This window comes from Paenibacillus algorifonticola, assembly GCF_000971975.1.
Classification (GTDB): domain Bacteria; phylum Bacillota; class Bacilli; order Paenibacillales; family Paenibacillaceae; genus Pristimantibacillus; species Pristimantibacillus algorifonticola.
This window is the reverse complement of sequence record NZ_KQ040778.1, coordinates 203,360-221,393: the sequence shown is the minus strand read 5'-3', so window position 1 is coordinate 221,393 and position 18,034 is coordinate 203,360. Positions and strand designations below refer to the sequence as shown.

15 protein-coding genes are annotated in these 18,034 nt (G+C 49.7%); 5 read left to right on the top strand and 10 right to left on the bottom strand.

Features of this window, described 5'->3' with window-relative positions; genetic code table 11:
* The first annotated feature begins 554 nt into the window (after positions 1–554).
* From WH37_RS01005 to WH37_RS00995, 3 genes are all read left to right on the top strand, one after another.
* On the top strand, positions 555–953 hold the full coding sequence (locus WH37_RS01005) for a RidA family protein (protein ID WP_046228694.1): 399 nt from the start codon (positions 555–557) through the stop codon (positions 951–953).
* Positions 954–1,118: 165 nt separating this feature from the next.
* On the top strand, positions 1,119–1,832 hold the full coding sequence (locus WH37_RS01000) for an AAA family ATPase (protein ID WP_046228693.1): 714 nt from the start codon (positions 1,119–1,121) through the stop codon (positions 1,830–1,832).
* Positions 1,833–1,992: 160 nt separating this feature from the next.
* Positions 1,993–3,636, top strand: a complete 1,644-nt coding sequence (locus tag WH37_RS00995; RefSeq protein ID WP_414811798.1) for an Ig domain protein group 2 domain protein — start codon at positions 1,993–1,995, stop codon at positions 3,634–3,636.
* Between the two features lie 132 nt (positions 3,637–3,768).
* On the opposite strand, the gene WH37_RS00990 is transcribed toward WH37_RS00995, so the two are convergent.
* The 5 genes from WH37_RS00990 to WH37_RS00970 all read right to left on the bottom strand — a co-directional run bounded on the left by WH37_RS00990 (position 3,769) and on the right by WH37_RS00970 (position 10,646).
* A complete protein-coding gene (locus WH37_RS00990; RefSeq protein WP_046228691.1) occupies positions 3,769–4,659 on the bottom strand; it encodes a transglutaminase family protein in 891 nt (296 codons plus the stop codon).
* Complete coding sequence (locus WH37_RS00985) at positions 4,656–5,666, bottom strand: alpha-E domain-containing protein (protein WP_046228690.1); 1,011 nt, start codon at positions 5,664–5,666, stop codon at positions 4,656–4,658. The genes WH37_RS00990 and WH37_RS00985 overlap by 4 nt, the downstream gene beginning before the upstream one ends.
* A gap of 97 nt (positions 5,667–5,763) precedes the next feature.
* Entirely contained in the window at positions 5,764–7,221 is a 1,458-nt protein-coding gene (locus WH37_RS00980; protein ID WP_046228689.1) for a circularly permuted type 2 ATP-grasp protein, read from the bottom strand.
* Positions 7,222–7,469: 248 nt separating this feature from the next.
* Positions 7,470–8,480, bottom strand: coding sequence for a globin-coupled sensor protein (locus tag WH37_RS00975; RefSeq protein ID WP_046228688.1), 1,011 nt, complete (start codon positions 8,478–8,480; stop codon positions 7,470–7,472).
* A 270-nt stretch (positions 8,481–8,750) separates the two neighbouring features.
* The gene (locus WH37_RS00970) at positions 8,751–10,646 is read right to left on the bottom strand and encodes a PrkA family serine protein kinase (protein ID WP_046228687.1); all 1,896 of its coding nucleotides are present in this window, start codon (positions 10,644–10,646) and stop codon (positions 8,751–8,753) included.
* 269 nt (positions 10,647–10,915) lie between these two features.
* Between WH37_RS00970 and WH37_RS00965 the strand changes: the two genes are divergently transcribed.
* A complete protein-coding gene (locus WH37_RS00965; RefSeq protein WP_046228686.1) occupies positions 10,916–11,740 on the top strand; it encodes a DUF2161 family putative PD-(D/E)XK-type phosphodiesterase in 825 nt (274 codons plus the stop codon).
* A 44-nt stretch (positions 11,741–11,784) separates the two neighbouring features.
* Here WH37_RS00965 and WH37_RS00960 read toward each other — a convergent pair whose 3' ends face one another.
* From WH37_RS00960 to trmL, 3 genes are all read right to left on the bottom strand, one after another.
* The gene (locus WH37_RS00960; protein ID WP_046228685.1) at positions 11,785–12,984 is read right to left on the bottom strand and encodes an aminotransferase-like domain-containing protein; all 1,200 of its coding nucleotides are present in this window, start codon (positions 12,982–12,984) and stop codon (positions 11,785–11,787) included.
* Positions 12,985–13,338: 354 nt separating this feature from the next.
* Positions 13,339–13,587, bottom strand: coding sequence for an AbrB/MazE/SpoVT family DNA-binding domain-containing protein (locus WH37_RS00955; protein ID WP_046228684.1), 249 nt, complete (start codon positions 13,585–13,587; stop codon positions 13,339–13,341).
* 177 nt (positions 13,588–13,764) lie between these two features.
* A complete protein-coding gene (trmL, locus tag WH37_RS00950; protein WP_046228683.1) occupies positions 13,765–14,229 on the bottom strand; it encodes a tRNA (uridine(34)/cytosine(34)/5-carboxymethylaminomethyluridine(34)-2'-O)-methyltransferase TrmL in 465 nt (154 codons plus the stop codon).
* Between the two features lie 177 nt (positions 14,230–14,406).
* Between trmL and WH37_RS00945 the strand changes: the two genes are divergently transcribed.
* Positions 14,407–15,126 carry a response regulator transcription factor gene (locus tag WH37_RS00945; RefSeq protein WP_046228682.1) on the top strand — a complete coding sequence of 240 codons (720 nt, stop codon included), beginning with the start codon at positions 14,407–14,409 and terminating at the stop codon, positions 15,124–15,126.
* An 81-nt stretch (positions 15,127–15,207) separates the two neighbouring features.
* On the opposite strand, the gene serC is transcribed toward WH37_RS00945, so the two are convergent.
* Together serC and glnA are read right to left on the bottom strand one after the other, a co-directional pair.
* Positions 15,208–16,293, bottom strand: coding sequence for a 3-phosphoserine/phosphohydroxythreonine transaminase (serC, locus tag WH37_RS00940; protein ID WP_046228681.1), 1,086 nt, complete (start codon positions 16,291–16,293; stop codon positions 15,208–15,210).
* A 269-nt stretch (positions 16,294–16,562) separates the two neighbouring features.
* Positions 16,563–17,987, bottom strand: a complete 1,425-nt coding sequence (glnA, locus tag WH37_RS00935) for a type I glutamate--ammonia ligase (protein WP_046228680.1) — start codon at positions 17,985–17,987, stop codon at positions 16,563–16,565.
* Positions 17,988–18,034: the final 47 nt, after the last annotated feature.

Sequence of the window (18,034 nt, the reverse complement as noted above, 5' to 3'; positions counted from 1 at the left end):
AGCTTCCCGCATTTTTTTGTAAATTTAAAGCTCCGTCAGCTCGCTAGCCCTCCCCCATTTCCTCTCCCATACGTATACCTTTCCCTCTCCTTTACCCTTTCATTTTGCTTTTGCAGGTTATCCCCTTAGCTCAGAACGAGCGTCGCCGCTTGCAACTCGGATAAAAGAATCCTTTTTACGAGTAGGCCATAAACCTATTTACAATCACCCAATCCGTATTTCTGAGCTAAGGGGATAACAGGTATAAGAGAAAACAATACAATTAACCCTAGCCCTCTACTATTCCGAAATTATTAAACAGCAGGTTGATTAGGCTATACAGATCGCTGGAATTTGACTCCGTATATCGTTTCGCTTAGACTTTAACATAGATTACATCTTCCTATTTTAAGAGAAAGGAGTGTCCGGCCATGAAAAAAAGATCATTACATTTCATATCCTTTGGATACGGATACTCGACTGCTGTTTTTTTCTAAAATCCATTTTACGGGTGAAGTGTGCCCAAAATGCTTAGTTGAAAATGGCAGAATTCTTAAAATGAGAGGCGAAGATGCATGAACAATTTGGGAATCATCAGAAAAAATCCAGCAGGTATGCCTAGTCCAGTAGGGAATTACAGCCACATTACAAAAATTCCGAGAAATTCAGAGCTGTATGTTACTTCCGGCCAAATCGGAACGGACCAAAACGGCATCATTCCGACCAGTATGAATGAACAAATCAGCAATACGTTTGCTAACATCAACATTTTACTGAATTCCGAAGAGTTAACCTCCGATCATATTATTAAGGTGAACATATGGGCCACCGAAAAAATAGACTGGGATTATCTGTACGAAAAATGGGCAGAATTATTTGGCATTCATTATCCATCTATGACGATCGGTTATCTTTTGGAATTAGGGCTGCCAGAAATAAAAATAGAAATTGAAATATGGGCGGCTAAAGCGTAAAAATGCTTGAAACAGCAGCATCAGACTAAGACTTTTTTTCCAGTTCTTAGTCTGATGCTGTTTTCTTTTATTAGAGACGTTTTTCATAAATCATTAAATTCCGGTCATGGTCATGATGAAGAAAATAAAACAAACTACACCCTTCTGCCAAAGGAGCTGAACGCCTTGTATTTACGGAGTGCAGAGCTGCTCAAGGAGCGCATTACCAATTACAGCACTTATCCCTTTTCCATACCTGTTATCCGGTCAATGAGCAAGCTTCATTTTCATACCCACATCACCTTCTTTGTAGGCGAAAATGGTTCCGGCAAGTCCACCTTTCTAGAAGCTATGGCCTACCAATGCAGCTTTAACACTGCCGGCGGAGGGCGCAACAACAGCTACGACGTAGATGCCTCTGAATCTGCACTTGGCCCCTATATCCGGCTTTCCTGGATGCCCAAGCTCACGAACGGCTTTTTTCTGCGCGCAGAAACGTTCTATCAATTCGCCTCTTACCTCGATACAGTGCCCGAAAGCTTGCCCTATTACGGCGGCAAATCGCTGCATGAGCAGTCGCATGGCGAAGCCTTCCTATCGTTGTTCAAGCACCGTTTTGGCAAAAAAGCAATCTATTTGCTTGACGAGCCCGAGGCCGCGCTTTCTCCCGCCCGCCAACTCGCGCTGCTTCGCGTCATTAAAGATTTGGAACACGATGCCCAATTCATCATTGCGACTCACTCACCGATTTTGCTCGGGTATCCGAACGCGCAAATTTACAATTTTGACGCCAAGCCCGTTGAAGAAATTCGCTATGAGGACACTGCCCACTACCAGCTAACCCGTCGTTTTCTTGAAAACAGAAAAAATGTATTGAACGAGCTGTTCAGCAACGATTAGCAGCTCTTTCAATATCCCTTACATAAACTTAACACTCTATGTCCTAGTTTTCTCACGTGAATCTATTTCTATTATTTAGAAAAAATAGTACAATTGCCTTGCGCTTCCAACCAAGGAAGCCGCTCTAATTGAACCAACTACTAGAAGCGGAGGTTTGATGATGAAGGGTAATTTTTTGAAGCGATTGACGGCAGGAGCACTCATCTTTGCAATGTCTTTATCGGCAGGCACGGCGGTTTCCTTAGCGGAGGGGCCTACTGATCCAGCGCCCGTCCTACAGCCTGCTGGAAGCGCCAATGGCAAAAAGATTCTATTCGACAATGCCCATGCCCAAACAGCTGGTGCGGCAGATTGGGTTATTGACGGCGGCTTTTCCGATTTTGGACAAGCTCTTGCAGGCAAAGGCTATTACGTCAAGGAGCTTCGCAAAAGCGGCCCTATTACGCTAACAGACTTAAGCGGCTATGACGTCTTCGTAATTCCTGAAGCGAACGTGCCGTTCAAGACGAGCGAGCAGCAGGCTATGCTTTCGTATGTGCAGGGCGGAGGCAGCATTTTCTTCATCGCAGACCACTATAACGCGGATCGCAATAAAAACAGATGGGATTCCTCTGAGGTGTTCAATGGCTATAGACGGGGAGCCTGGTCGAATCCTGCACTGGGCATGAGTACAGAGGAAGCCAGTTCAGCCGCTATGCAAGGTGTCGCAAGCTCCGACTGGTTGTCTAGCAACTTCGGCATGCGCATCCGTTACAATGCGCTGGGCAACGTAAACTCGGGAACGATCGTCCCTTCCTCGCAATCTTTTGGCATTACTAGCGGCGTTACTTCGCTGACGATGCATGCCGGATCGACCATTGCCATTACAGACCCGAACAAAGCGAAGGGAATCGTCTACATGCAGCAGACTTCAGCCTCTTGGGGCAATGCGGTAGATCAGGGCGTCTATAATGGCGGAGGAATTGCCGAGGGCCCTTATGTCGCGATTGGCAAAAATAGCCTGGGCAAAGTAGCCGTTATCGGCGACTCTTCTCCTGTCGAAGACAGCACGCCTAAATATTTGCGCGAGGAAACAGGCGGCTCCAAAACGACGTATGACGGCTTTACAGAAGCGAGCAATGGCGCGCTGCTCGTGCAGCTTGTGGACTGGCTTGCTGTTAAAGAAAGCTATACGGCGCTGAATCAAGTAAGCGGCCTCACCCTTGACAACGCAACAGCACTGCTTGCTATGGAAACTCCGCAAACGTCAACCCAGCCGCAGGCTGAGCCATGGGCAGCACCGGCAGCCGGCTACAAATGGTGGGACAGCTCCACCTTCAAGCAAGGCTCCTACGGCTATGCTTCAACGTCGCAGCCGCCAACATCTGGCGCTGTAAACGAAACCTTCGAGACAGGCACCAAAGCAGCCTATACAGCAGCTTCGGTTACGCTCGGCTCAGGCTCGTGGACCTTCGATAATGCGCTGCTTGGCGATTTATCTACAGACAAGAAAAACGGAACCAAATCCGCACGAGTCAGGGCGGCAGGCTCCATCTATATGAATTTCAATGTGACAGGCGGCGCGACCAGCGTCAAGGTGAAGCATGCGAGCTTTGGCAGCGACACGGGAGCGACATGGAAGCTTCAGAAGTCGCTTAATGGCGGCTCCACCTGGACAGACGTCGGCAGCACCTACTCCAGCAGCCAGTCGTTAACCGAGCAGACGATTGCTGTAAATGAAACCGCAGCAGTCCGCTTCAAAATCGTAGTCGCCGGCACATCCGGCAGCCGCTTGAATTTTGACGATTTTACCATCGTCCAGTAATCCAAGCCTTCGAATTCAGGCCTTCCAATAAAACACAACGAAGAAGCCCCTCGGGCGCTTGTGCAGCTGCATGTAGGCTTAAGCAGCAACAGCCAAGCGCCCAAAGGGCTTCTCTTTCTGATTTTTTCCGCTTCATTCCTCGACCTTGCGCACATCCACCGTCACCTTCAACGTTTGCTGCCCGCTTCCACGATAAACGCCTTTTACCGGAACAATATCTTTATAATCGCGTCCATGGCCCAGCTTAACGTAACGCTCGCCGACAGGAGCTTCATTCGTCGGATCGAAGCTGCACCAGCCAAGCGATGGCACGTACGCCTCCACCCATGCATGAGACGCCTGCTCGAAATCTGCCGTTCCGCCTTGCAAATCGCCAACGAAATGGTACCCGCTCACATAGCGGGCCGGAACCTGCTGCGAGCGGCAGCAAGCAATCATGAGATGGGCAAAATCCTGACAGACGCCGCGCCTGCGCTCGAACATGTCGCTTGCCTTCGTCTCCACCGTTGTAGCATCTGGATCGTAGACGAACTCGGTTCGGATTTTTTGGGAAAGCGCCAGCAGCCACCCATATACGCTCAGCCCATTATTATTCCGGTCCTCAATGCCGACCGCATATGTCTCCACTTCCGGACTCAGCGCCGTGTAGGCGGTAGGCAGCAGAAACTCCACGAAACGATTGCCCGCATCCTCTGACTGCAGCCACTCCCAAGCAACTTCTGCTGCTCCTCCGCCGTTCAGAGCAGCAGCCTGCTGCTCAGGTGTAAGAGCCTCCTTCGTCACCACGGTCATTTGCGAGCGAATCGTCAGCTTGCGGTGTAAGCCGTTCACCGAAAACGAATGCACGCGATTGCCGAAAAAATCCTCATAGCTGAACAGCGGCGCATTCGGCTCAATCGCAATGGATTGCTGATAGCACGACTGGCGTTCATTGGTGCTTGGCGTCAGACGAATTTCATTGACACTGTCCGTAACCGACGTGCCATAATCGTATTGCGTCACATGCGAAATATTCAGCTTCATGCGCTGGCCTCCCCCATGCGAAAAAAGGTTTTGGCGAAGGTGCCGCCCATCGTCTGGCAGGCATCCAGCAAATGACCGACGATTGCCCCGTCACGGTCCAGCATGACATCTTCCTGATCCAGGCAGGCGAGATCCGCCTTCACCTTGCTTACTTGGCGAATAACCTTGTCGTGCGCTGAGCGCAGCTGCATATCCTGAAAACGGATATACCGCATATGCTCATCGAGCGTGTGCAGCGCGAAATGCACCGACCTCGGGAACACTTCATTTAAGATAACAAATTCGACAATCGACTCCACCGACATGCCATCGGCATAATAACGCCGGAATACCTGATAGCCGCTCAGCGATCGCAGCATAGCCTGCAAGTACGAGTATGCGCCTGTCGCATTACTATTACTCCAGCTCTCTCCGCTCGCAATCACCGTATTATAAGCCGCTTTAATTATGCGCAGCGTATTTTCTGCCCGCTCCAGATAACGGCCGCATTCAATAAAATGCCACTCATTCTCACGAGGCATGACGGACTGGCTGATGCCTTGGAATAGCGCCGTCCATTCCTTGATTTTGCCGAAAAATAAATGCGGCGATTCCGCCATTAAATCCTCCGGCTGCTTCTCACGCAGCCACAAATAAAAGCCGTTGACCGCATCCCACATCTCGCTCGGCACCTTCTCGCGCAGCGTGCGCAGATTGCCCCGGGCATGGCTCACGCAGGACACAAGCGAATTCGGGTTGTCGCGGTCAAGCGTCATATACCGCAGCACATCCTGCTCGCTGTAGCTGCCGTATTGCTGAACATAGGACTCTCTGCTGCCCAGCGCATCCACGATGCGCGACCATTTGCAGGTCGGTGCTGCCGCTTCCTGCCCTTTACCCACCGCCTCCGAATCTGCGCCATCCTCTGCTTGCAAATGATAGTGGACATCGATTAAACGCGCATGGTTTTCCGCCCGCTCCATATAGCGTCCAATCCAAAATAGCGCCTCAGCATTCCGATTAAGCATAGCCATCCCTCCGATTATTGGGCTCCCCGCCTCATTGTTCCCTGCCGGCTCACCGGCTTAGCAGCTTTACCGCTTCGAGGTTTCGAAGTATTCCGGACTAGCGGCTGAGCACCCACGTATCCTTAACCCCGCCGCCTTGCGATGAATTGACGACGAGCGAGCCTTCCGTCATCGCGACACGCGTCAGCCCGCCAGGTATGACATGCGTCTCCTCGCCCATTAGCGCAAAAGCTCTTAAATCGATATGGCGCGGTGCCATGACGCCATCCATCATAACCGGCGCTCGCGAAAGCTTCATCGTCGTCTGGGCAATATATCGCTCTGGATCGAGCTTAATCGCCTCAGCGAACGCTTTGATTTCCGCTGCTGTCGCGCTGGGGCCAATTAACATGCCGTAGCCGCCGGACAGCGATGTTTCCTTGACTACCAGCTCCGAGAGGTGGTCCAGTACATATTCCCGTTCTTCCTTGCGCGACAAAATATAGGTTGGCACATTATGCAAAATCGGCTCTTCGCCCAAATAATAGCGAATCATATCTGGTACATACGCATATACGGCCTTATCGTCGGCAACCCCGGTACCCGGGGCATTGGCAATCGCCACATTGCCTGCGCGATACGCATTCATCAGCCCTGGAACGCCAAGCAGCGAATCCGGCTGAAAAGCAAGCGGATCTATAAACTCATCATCAATCCGCCGATAAATAACATCCACTTTGCGAAGCCCGCGCAAATCCCGCAAATAAATGTTGTGATCCTTATAAACGAGATCACGGCCTTCCACAAGATGAATGCCAAGCTGCTGAGCGAGGAAAGTATGCTCGTAATAGGCCGAGTTGTAGGAGCCCGGCGTAAGCAGCACAATAAGCGGATCACGTTTGCCGCTTGGCGCAAGGGAGCGAAGCGAGCTAAGGAAGCAGTTGAGGCTGCGCTCGATGCTCTGAACAGACGAGGACAAATAAAGGTCATGAAACAGCTCGCTCATTAGCGTTCTGCCCTTGAATAAGTAAGAGAAGCCGGAAGGAGAACGCAAATTGTCCTCCAGTACAAAATAACGTCCCTTCTCATCTCGGATCAAATCGATGCCCGAGGCTGTAATGTATACGCCTGATGGCACATCCAGCCCAACCATTTCCGGGCGGAAATACGTATTGGACACGATCATTTTGCGGGGGATAATGCCATCTTTTACAATGTGCTGCTGGTGGTAGATGTCATGGGTGAAAGCGTTGAGCGCGCGGATGCGCTGGCGTACGCCGCGGTCAATATTGTCCCACTCATGCCGGGGAATGACACGGGGAATATAGTCGAACGGAATCGTCCGCTCTAGAGGCTCATTTTGATTGCTGCTGTACAGCGTAAAGGTAATGCCCTCCTCCATCATTCGCTGATTAAGGGCATGCTGACGAATGTTCAGCTCAGAAGGCTTAATTTTCCCGAACAAGCGATGAACGCTGTCATAGTGGGGACGAACTGAAAAATCCTTTTCAAACATTTCGTCATAAAATGATTGTGAATCATAATAATGCGACTGCGACTGTCTGGCCGTCGACATGCCAACCGCCTCCTCCAAGATGGCTCAACCTTACATCTAAAACCTGTAACAATAATGATCATTTTTGATCCAACGGCATATTAATGTTAGTTTTTATGACGTTAAACTTCATAAAACCGTCCATTTCTGTAGCTCAATCATACTAAAACCGAATATTCATGTCAACTTATATGTCATATAAAAAAGCCGAAATCCTCATGATCGAGGATCTCGGCTCCTTATTAATGTTATCTATTATAAAATGCGGCCTATGAGGATGTTGCATTAAGCTTGTTCAAATCTTTGGCGACATCATCGACCATTTTCACAAAGGCAGCAAGCTCCTGTGATTTCGCCGCCTGATTACGTGCTTCTGCCGACGTCTGATTGGACTCTCTGCGAACCGAATTAACCTTTTTCTCAATTTCACTAAGCTTATTTTGAATCGTTTCCTGTGCTCCACGTGACGACGCGGCCAGCTTGCGCACCTCATTGGCAACAACCTCGAAGCCCCGTCCATGGTCTCCCGCTCTTGCTGCTTCAATGGCCGCATTTAGCCCCAGCAAATGCGTCTGATCAGCGATTTCCCGAATCATCGTACCCATCTCCGTAATGCCGTCCAGCTCGCCCTGCAGCTCGCCAAGCAAAGAATGCGCTTTCTCTTGTGAATCCGAAGTAGACAGCGCCGTTGCCGCAATCGATTGGGCACCTTCTTCCAGCTCGACCATCAAACCAGCCAGCTGCTGCACCGCTTCCGTTACCGTCGACAGCATAATTGCACGCTCATCCGCAAGCTCCTGCACCTTTGTCTGCTCTGCGCGGTTATACGCTTCAAGCACGAATTGCGAGTCCAGATTGAACATCTTGGACAGTGAGTGAATAACCGGCTTCCACCCATCTGGCAGCACACGCTCAAATACATCCGTCGCAATGTTCAAGTAAGTCATATATGTACCTAAATACCAGTCGGTTGTAAGGCCGATTCGGGAATGCACTAGCCCAATTTTAATCCGGTTCTCAATAAACGCTTCATCAATAACACCGTCAGCAAGGGACAGCCAATATTCGCGCTGCGTTCCTTTCAAACGATCCACATTGCTGAATTTCTTCATTAAAGCTACCATTTCGGGATAGAGTCCGACATTATCATAGAAACGATCAACGACCTCATCGACTACCTGCTTAAAAATAGGCTTGCACTCCGCAAGCCGCTGCAAATCCGCTTCCTTAATTCCTGTATAGTCCAGCTGCCGCTTACGTTCCACTGTGACATTAATCATTGAAAAACCCCCTGTCTCTAAATAAATAACAACTGCTATATTAAGTATATCGGCATTCAGCCTCATATAGGTAGACATTTCTTTAATAATTCAAGAGAATTTGTCGAGATCTCTACAAAAATCGAGTGAAAAGCTGAATCTATAGTCCCATTTTTCCAGTCCTACCAACCTATTATAGCTCATTCACGCTCAATCCTAATCCAGACAACGCCAAAAAGTTCGGTGGGCAGCTGCTCCACCGAACTTCCTGTAACGATCCTATTCTGTTCGTTAGCGATTCAGCAGGCTGCCTACATAACGCAGCAGCTCATTGGCACATACCGGGCAATAGCCGTGCTCATCAATTAACCGCTTCGTCACTTCATTAATCCGCTTGAGCTGGATTTCATCCGGCGTCTTCGTGGAGGTCGTAATTTTCACGATGTCCTTAAGATCCGTGAACAGTTTCTTCTCCACCGCTTCACGCAGCCGCTCATGGCTGGTGAAATCGAATTTTTTCCCTTTGCGGGAATAGGACGAGATGCGAATCAAAATTTCTTCGCGGAACGCTTTTTTCGCATTTTCAGAAACGCCGATCTGCTCCTCAATGGAACGCATCAGGCGCTCATCCGGATCAAGCTCCTCGCCGGTGAGCGGGTCCTTAATTTTGGCCCAGTTGCAATAAGCCTCGATGTTGTCGAGGTAGTTTTCGAACAGCGTACGCGCCGACTCCTCGTAGGAATAGACGAAGGCCTTCTGAATTTCTTTTTTGGCCAGACCATCGTATTCCTTGCGCGCAACCGAAATAAAGTTCAAATAACGCTCCCGCTCCTCCTTCGTAATGGATGGATGCTGGTCGAGGCCGTCCTTCAAGCCGCGAAGCACATCGAGCGCATTAATGCACTGCATATCCTGCTTGATGAGTGCGCTCGAAATCCGGTTGATGACATAGCGGGGATCGATGCCAGACATGCCCTCCTCGGTATATTCGGTTTGCATTTCCTTGAGATCGGCATCCTTGAAGCCTTCGATTTCCTCGCCGTCGTACATCCGCATCTTCTTCACCAAATCCATACCCTGCTTCTTCGTCTCCTTCAGACGGGTAAGTATGGAGAAAATAGCAGCAGCTCGCAAAGCATGCGGCGCAATATGAATATGCTTCATGTCGCTCTGGCCAATGAGCTTCGTATAAATTTTTTCTTCCTCAGACACTTTCAGGTTGTACGGAATCGGCATGACGATCATCCGCGACTGGAGCGCTTCATTTTTCTTATTGCTAATGAAGGATTTGTACTCCGTCTCGTTCGTGTGGGCAATAATTAATTCGTCAGCAGAAATGAGCGCAAACCGTCCCGCTTTAAAATTGCCCTCCTGCGTTAAGGACAGCAGGTTCCACAAAAACTTTTCGTCGCATTTCAGCATCTCCTGAAACTCCATAAGCCCCCGGTTCGCCTTGTTCAACTCACCATCAAAGCGATAAGCCCGCGGATCGGATTCCGAGCCAAATTCCGTAATCGTGGAAAAATCGATGCTGCCGGTGAGATCGGCAATGTCCTGTGATTTCGGATCGGATGGACTAAACGTACCGATACCGACGCGGTTATCCTCAGAGATGAATACACGCTCCACCTGAACATTTTGAATATCGCCGCCGTATTCCGTTTGCAGCCTCATCTGGCAGGATGGGCATAGATTTCCTTCGATTCTTACCCCAATCTCCTGCTCAATCTCGCCTCTCAGCTCATGCGGAATGAGATGCAGCGGCTCTTCGTGCATCGGGCAGCCTTTAATCGCATAGACGGCGCCGCGCTTCGTTCTGGAATATTTCTCAAGCCCCTTTTTGAGCATCGTAACCAGCGTCGATTTCCCGCCACTGACAGGACCCATTAGAAGCAAAATCCGTTTGCGCACATCGAGCCTTCGCGCCGAGGAGTGGAAATATTCCTCCACCAGCTTTTCAACAGAGCGGTCCAGCCCATAAATTTCCTGCTCGAAAAATTTGTACCGCTTCTTCCCATCCCTCTCCTCGACCCCATAGGATTCAATCATTTCATAGACACGCGCGTGCGCCGTCATGGCCGTGGATGGATCCTGTCTCAGCAGTTCAATATAATCCTTGAAAGATCCACTCCAGGCCAGCTTCTCACTCTCTGCTTGATACTCCGATATTCGCTTGAAAATGTCCATGCCGTGCCTCCTCCCATCGCTTCCGCAATACGCAATTTTTCACTTCGCTCGGCATTTACTCGAAAGAACCTTAGCGAGTGGAACAAATTTTATTGAAGTATTACATGTCTATGCTTATTCCGCGTGGAAATTGACCACTATTTTAGGCGGTAATCATGCATATTACGACAAGTTCGCTTGCAGCGCAGCTTTGCTTGGACAAATAGAATCGATCTGCCCGCGCTCCATATCCTTTGTTATAATAGTTAGAAGAAAGTGGGGGAATGCACGTGGCAGTAAATAAGGAAGAGGAGCTTTACCAGCCGATAAAAGCTTATTATGAAGCGCGCGGCTTCGTCGTCAAAAGCGAGGTGCTGCACTGCGATCTCGTTGCGATGCACGCCGATACCGAAGAAACCATTATCGTGGAAATGAAAAAGACGTTCAATCTCGCCCTGCTGCTGCAGGGGATTGAACGCCTTCGTATAAATGATCAGGTTGTGCTCGTGGTAGAGCGCAATCGTAAAAAAAGCGGCGCGCACAACCAGCGCTTCGGTGAAATTACCGAGCTGTGCCGCATGCTCGGCATCGGCCTTATGACCGTCACCTTCTTCAAGACGAAGGCGCCTGTCATTGATGTGCTATGCGAGCCTGGCGAGGCGCCGCAGCGCGGAACACGCCGCAAGAAGCAGGCTAGGCTGCTTCTTGAATTTCGCGAGCGCAGCGGCGACTATAATGTGGGCGGCAGTACCGGCCGCAAGCTGGTGACCGCCTATCGCGAGAAGGCGCTGCGCTGCGCCTACGCGCTCCAGCGGCAGGAGGAGGCGCAATCACCCAGCCAGGTTGCTGCGGTGACGAGCTTCCCGCGCAGCGGCGCTGTGCTGCGCGACAACTACTACGGCTGGTTCGAGCGCCAGCAGCGCGGAAAATATCGGCTGCTCCCCGCCGGAGCAGCCGCCTTGACCGAATACGCCGATGTCATCGCCGATTGGGTTGCCGCTTTGCCGGGCAGCCAGGCGGGGCAAAATGCCCCTGCTGCGCCAATCGAATCGCAAACGTCTTTGGCCTCTCGCCCTTCCCGCCGTCCTCGCAAACGGCGCTCATCCTCCCGTTAAAGGGCAGGCGACCGCAATCTCAACGCCTGCTGTGAGCTGCTGTGTTAGGAGCGGGCCGTAAACTCGCGGATCGCTTCTGCGAAGCGCTCTACACCGAGCGCCGTTTTGGCACCGATGTTATAGGTAAAGTTAAGCCGCGCCGTATTTCGCTGTGGATCATAAGCGTAGAAGGAGCTTCCCGGCACGAAAGCGACGCCCTTCTGCACGGAGGCGCGGAGGAGCGCCTCCGCATCAAGCCCCTCCGGCAGCTCCAGCCATAGGAACATGCCGCCCTTCGGCTCAATCCAGCGCAATCCTTCAATATGCTGCCCCGCCAGCAGCCCTTGCATTTCGCGCATCCGCTCGCCGTAAGAAGCAGAGATAACTTTAATATGCTCATCCAGCGGGAAGCTATCCAACAGCTCGCTGACGATTTGCTGGTCAATCGCGCTGGAATGCAAATCTGCCGCCTGCTTCGCTTTAGCCATCATCGCAATGACTTCCGCTGGCCCCATTGCCCAACCTGTGCGCAGTCCCGGAGCTACCGTCTTAGAAAACGTGCTCGTATAAATAACCGAGCCTGAACGGCCCGCTTGCTGATCAAGCGCAAACAATGTCGGATAAACCGCATTTACATCATATTTTATTTCACCATATGGATCATCTTCCAATATCGGCACACCATAAGAGCTGCAAATCTCAAGCAGCTGTTGTCTGCGCTCCGTGCTCCAGACGCGGCCCGTCGGATTGCCGAATGTAGGCACGGCATACACAAGCTTTGGACGATGCTCGCGAATGAGCCGCTCCGCATCCTCCGCCACGATGCCATGCTCATCGCTTTCCGCAGCAATGACATTTAAGCCGTTCATCTCAAACACCTGCAAGCATGCAAGATAAGTCGGCCTTTCCACCAATATCGTATCGCCAGGCTCGGTCAGCACTTCAACAATGAGGCTGATCGCCTGCTGGGAGCCTGTCGTCAGCAGCATTTCGTCAGGGCGCACGTTCATGCCCTTGTGCCCCATACGCTCGCACAGCTGCTCACGCAGCGGCAAATAGCCCTCGGTCAATCCGTATTGCATAGCGCTTGCGCCCTTCGTAAACACCCGATCGGCAGCTTCGCGAATAGCCTGCACCGGAAACAGCTCCTCGGCCGGCAGCCCGCCTGCGAATGAAATCATATCCTTGCCTTGCGTCAGCTTGAGAATATCTCTTACGACCGATGATTTGAGAGCGGTCACTCGTGATGAAAAACGGTAATCCATGGTTCGACTCCTCCTAAGATGCAAGCTTTAACGCTTATAGCTCTATGTTATCAAGGTACAGCCCATATTTAAAGTTTTCTTTTTCGAGCAGGTTGGGTATAATGAAAACAGTTGCATGAGGATTTTGGAGGTGCCATTAATGTCCATCACATTCATTATTGTAATGACTGTATTCGTCTTGTTTTTGACGGCTATGTTCACGTCTTCTTACAACGATGACAAAACCAAAGGCCTGTAAGCTGAACCATCAGTTTACCTAAAAAGAAGCTTCTCCGAAGGAATGCAGCTGCGCTGCTCCATGGGGAAGCTTCTTTTTGTTCGTACTTATTTACTACTTATTAAGCATGTATGAGGTTAGCGGGCGAGCTGGCTCATTTCAGCCACACAAACGCCGCATAAAAAACGTTCTTTAAACTCGCGTACTTCTTCCATTGAACCGCAGAACACACATTTCGGACGGTAACGCTCCAAAATAATATGGTCGCCCTGCACTAAAATTTCAACCGGATCTCCCTCATTCATCTGGTAACGTTTACGCAACGATTTTGGAAGAACGATACGTCCGAGTTGATCTACTTTTCTTACTACACCTGCTGGTTTCATCGTTGTTCACCTCTCCTGTGTCTAGTTTGCAAGCCATTTTCGTGAAACCCCGACAGTTCATTGCCTTAACGCTCTGCCTCTGTTTCCCCATTCTGATTGTCTCTTTAGTAAATCCTTCACCATGCCGCCATGCTTTGAATCTGCAAGAGCAAAAACAGTTCGTACGCCGCCTCTATTTTAAGACAGTCCGGGAAAATCGTTCTGTTTAAGCGCTTCGTACACGATGATTGCCGCCGAATTGGATAAATTAAGCGATCTGACCTTATCCGTCATTGGCATCCGAATGCATGTACTTAAATTCGCCTCAATCAGCTCTTGAGGCAGACCTTTCGTTTCCTTGCCGAATACGAAAAAATCCCCATCCTGATACTGAAACTCATTATAGGCTTTGACCGCTCGCGTGCTGGCATAGAAATACCGCCCATCAGCATACTGCTCCTGCAGCTCCTGAAAGGAATCATGGTACTCGACATGAACCGCATGCCAATAATCCAGGCCCGCCCGCTTCAGCGTCTTGTCATCCGTTTGGAAGCCTAGCGGACGCACCAGATGCAGATGCGCACCTGTTGCCGCACATGTCCGTGCAATATTGCCCGTGTTAGCGGGTATTTCCGGTTCTACTAACACAATATGAAATGCCATCTTCTTGTTGTCACCCCTTGTCCCTTGCCTATTATACATGAATTACTATTTTATTTAAAATAGGAATGAAATTTTACATCCCGTTAACGTACTCTTAATCCCTGCTTGAACGTCTATCTTCATAATGTAGTCATGAGCAAAGACATGTTAAGGATAAGGGAGGCTTAATAAGACAACATGTTGAAAAAGAAAATTCTCGTCGTCGATGACGAGCCCTCCATCTCCATGCTGATTGAATTCAACCTGAAGCTAGCCGGATACGACGTCAGATGCGTAGATGACGGAGAAGCCGTTTTTGATATGCTGCGCCCCTTTCGACCGGATCTCATCGTTCTTGATTTAATGCTGCCGAAAATGGATGGCATCCAAGTATGCCGCGAGCTGCGCAAGCAAAACAACGCCGTTCCCATCGTCATGCTGACCGCCCTGCAGGATGTTACCGATAAAATCGCGGGCCTCGATAACGGAGCTGACGATTATATGACCAAGCCTTTTAGCCCGCAGGAGCTGATCTCGCGCATTCAGGCGATTTTCCGCAGGCTGCAATCGCTGCCCGGCGCAGCACCTTCAAGCGCCATCGACATTGGCCGCATGTCGGTTCGTCCCGATGAGCGAGAGGTGCTGATTGACGGCAAGCTGATTGAGCTGACGCCGAAGGAATTTGAGCTGCTCGTCTTCCTCTGCAAGCATAAAGGCAAGGTGCTGAGCCGCCAGCAGCTGCTTCATGGTGTATGGGACTATCACTTCCTCGGCGATACCCGTATCGTAGACGTCCATATTAGCCATCTCCGCGATAAAATCGAAAAAAATGCCCGAACCCCCGAATATATCATGACCGTTCGTAACGTAGGCTACAAGCTGCACGGCCCCAGTGCTCTGGAGCAAACACTTGCCTAATTACACGAAAGAACCGCCCGTTCCTTTCATAAGCGAAAGGTGCGGGCGGTTTTTCTATCATTTAATCACTGGGAGCAGCGATTAACCGTTGTTTTTTTGGAATTCTGCCATAAATTCAGCAAGCGCCTTGCAGCTTTCCAGTGGAACCGCATTGTAAGTCGAAGCGCGAAGCCCGCCAACATCACGGTGTCCTTTCAGGCCAACAAAACCTTCTGCTTCAGATTGCTTAATAAATTTCTTCTCAAGCTCTGCATCCTGCAGGCGGAATGTAATGTTCATGAGCGAACGGCTTTCCGGAGCAGCAAAGCCATAATAGAAACCGCCACTTTGATCAATCGTATCGTAAATGAGCTTTGTTTTGTCACGGTTGTACTGATTGATTTGTGCAACTCCGCCTCTTGCTTTAATCCATTTCAGTACCAGATTGACCATATAGACCGAGAAGGAAGGCGGCGTATTGTACAGCGAGCCTGCTTTCACATGTGTATCATAGCGGAAAATAGCTGGAATCGTCTTAGGGCTTTCTTTGACGAGATCATCACGTACGATAACAACCGTTACGCCCGAAGGACCGAGGTTTTTCTGAGCTCCTGCATAAATCAGTCCAAACTGGCTGACATCGACCGGACGGCTCAAAATATCACTCGACATGTCCGCAATTAGCGGAACATTGCCCGTTTGCGGGAATTCAGCAAATTGTGTACCGCCAATCGTCTCATTTGTCGTAATGTGTAAATAAGCGGCTTGATCAGGCAGCTGAATGTCGGAAAGTGCCGGAATGCGGTTGAACTTGTGAGCTTCTGAAGTAGCAGCTACCGCTGTCTCGCCAACAAGCTTCGCTTCCTTGATTGCTTTCTCTGCCCATGCGCCAGTCATCACATAAGCGCCAACTTTGTCTGGGGTGAGGAAATTCATTGGAATGGTTGCAAATTGCGTGCTTGCGCCGCCTTGCAGCAGCAGAACATGATAATTGTCAGGAATGCCGTAAATTTCGCGAAAAAGAGCCTGCGTCTCATTGTTAACTTGCTCATACAGCTCGCTGCGGTGCGACATTTCCATAATGGACATGCCCGCGCCTTGATACTCTACGAATTGCTGCTGAGCCTGCTCAAGTACTTCGAGCGGTAAAGCGGCCGGTCCTGCATTAAAATTGAATGCTCTCTTCATCTTCGGATAACCACCTTTAGTTATTAACATGATAACGCTATAATAGCAATTTTAAAGGCCCGCTTCAAGTAGTATCGTGTCTTTTCGTGACAAAAGTCGAACACTTTATTATTGATTTCTTGTTAATATTCGGTTTTTCAACATATTTGTATACAAAAGACCATCGGTTTCCGCTACTGGCTTGCCAATGTCCCTTTAAAGGATGCTTTTCACTCCAGCGATTAGGCAGAAAAAAAAGAGCCCCCTAGGAGGCTCTTTCAACGTTCATTCTAGCAATCGAAGTACAGGCTGTACTCGTGCGGATGAACACGGATCGATACAGTTTTCGCTTCGTTGCGTTTGAATGCAACGTAGTTAGCGATGAAGTCTTCGGAGAATACGCCGCCTTCAGTCAAGAATTCGGAATCTGCTTCCAAAGCGCTCAGCGCTTCGTCAAGCGTACCAGGTACGCTGCGGATGTCTTTCTTCTCTTCTTCTGGCAATTCGTAAATGTTTTTGTCGAAAGGACCATAGCCCAAAGCAACTGGATCAAGCTTACGCTTAATACCGTCAAGACCTGCAAGCAGCATAGCTGCAAATGCGAGGTAAGGGTTAGCTGTGGAGTCAGGCGTACGGAACTCGATACGACAGCCTTTAGGTGTAACGGAAGCGATTGGAATACGGATCGCAGCCGAACGGTTACCTTTGGAGAACACCAGGTTAACTGGAGCTTCGTAGCCAGGAACCAGACGTTTGAACGAGTTCGTGCTCGGGTTAGTGAGCGCGATCAACGCTGGAGCATGGTGCAAAATTCCGCCGATGTAGTTCATAGCCAGCGGGCTCAGGTTGCCGTAAGCACCTTTTTCAAAGAACAAAGGCGTGTCGCCATCAAAGATGGAGGAGTGAACGTGCATACCGCTACCGTTATCGCCAAACAGCGGCTTAGGCATGAAAGTTGCAACTTTTCCATATTGGCGAGCTGTATTGTGAACAATATATTTGTATTTCAATAGGTTGTCAGCTGTTTTAGTCAGCGTATCAAAACGGAAGTTGATTTCTGCTTGACCAGCAGTTGCTACTTCGTGGTGATGACGCTCAACGCGAAGACCAGCTTCTTGCATCAGACGAACCATTTCACTGCGGATGTCTTGTTGGGAATCAACCGGAGCTACTGGAACGTAACCGCCTTTAACTGGAACTTTAAAGCCAAGGTTTCCGCCTTCTTCTTTGCGAGCTGTATTCCAGCCAGCTTCTTCGGAATCAACCGAATAGAAGGAAGTGTTCATCGAGCTTTCGTAGCGAACATCGTCGAAAATGAAAAATTCGGATTCAGGAGCGAAAAATGCTGTCGTGCCAACACCGGATTTTTGCAGAAACTCTTCCGCTTTTTGAGCGATGCTGCGCGGATCGCGCTCGTAGCGTTCGCCATCAGGCGTATGAATGTTAGACATTACGTTCAATGTCGGGTGATCAGTGAAAGGATCGATAAATACCGATTCAGGATCTGGCATCATAACCATATCCGACTCTTCGATACCACGGAAACCCGGGATCGAGGAACCGTCAAAAGCTACACCATTTACGAAAGTATCGGCGTCAACTTCTGTCGAAGGAAGGGTAATGTGGTGCGCATGACCAAAAAGATCCACGAACCGGAAATCTACAAACTGAATGTTGTTTTCTTTAATTGTGTCCAAAACATTTTGAACTGACATCAGATATTTCCTCCATTTCCGAACATTTGCTTAGTATTGAACGGGTA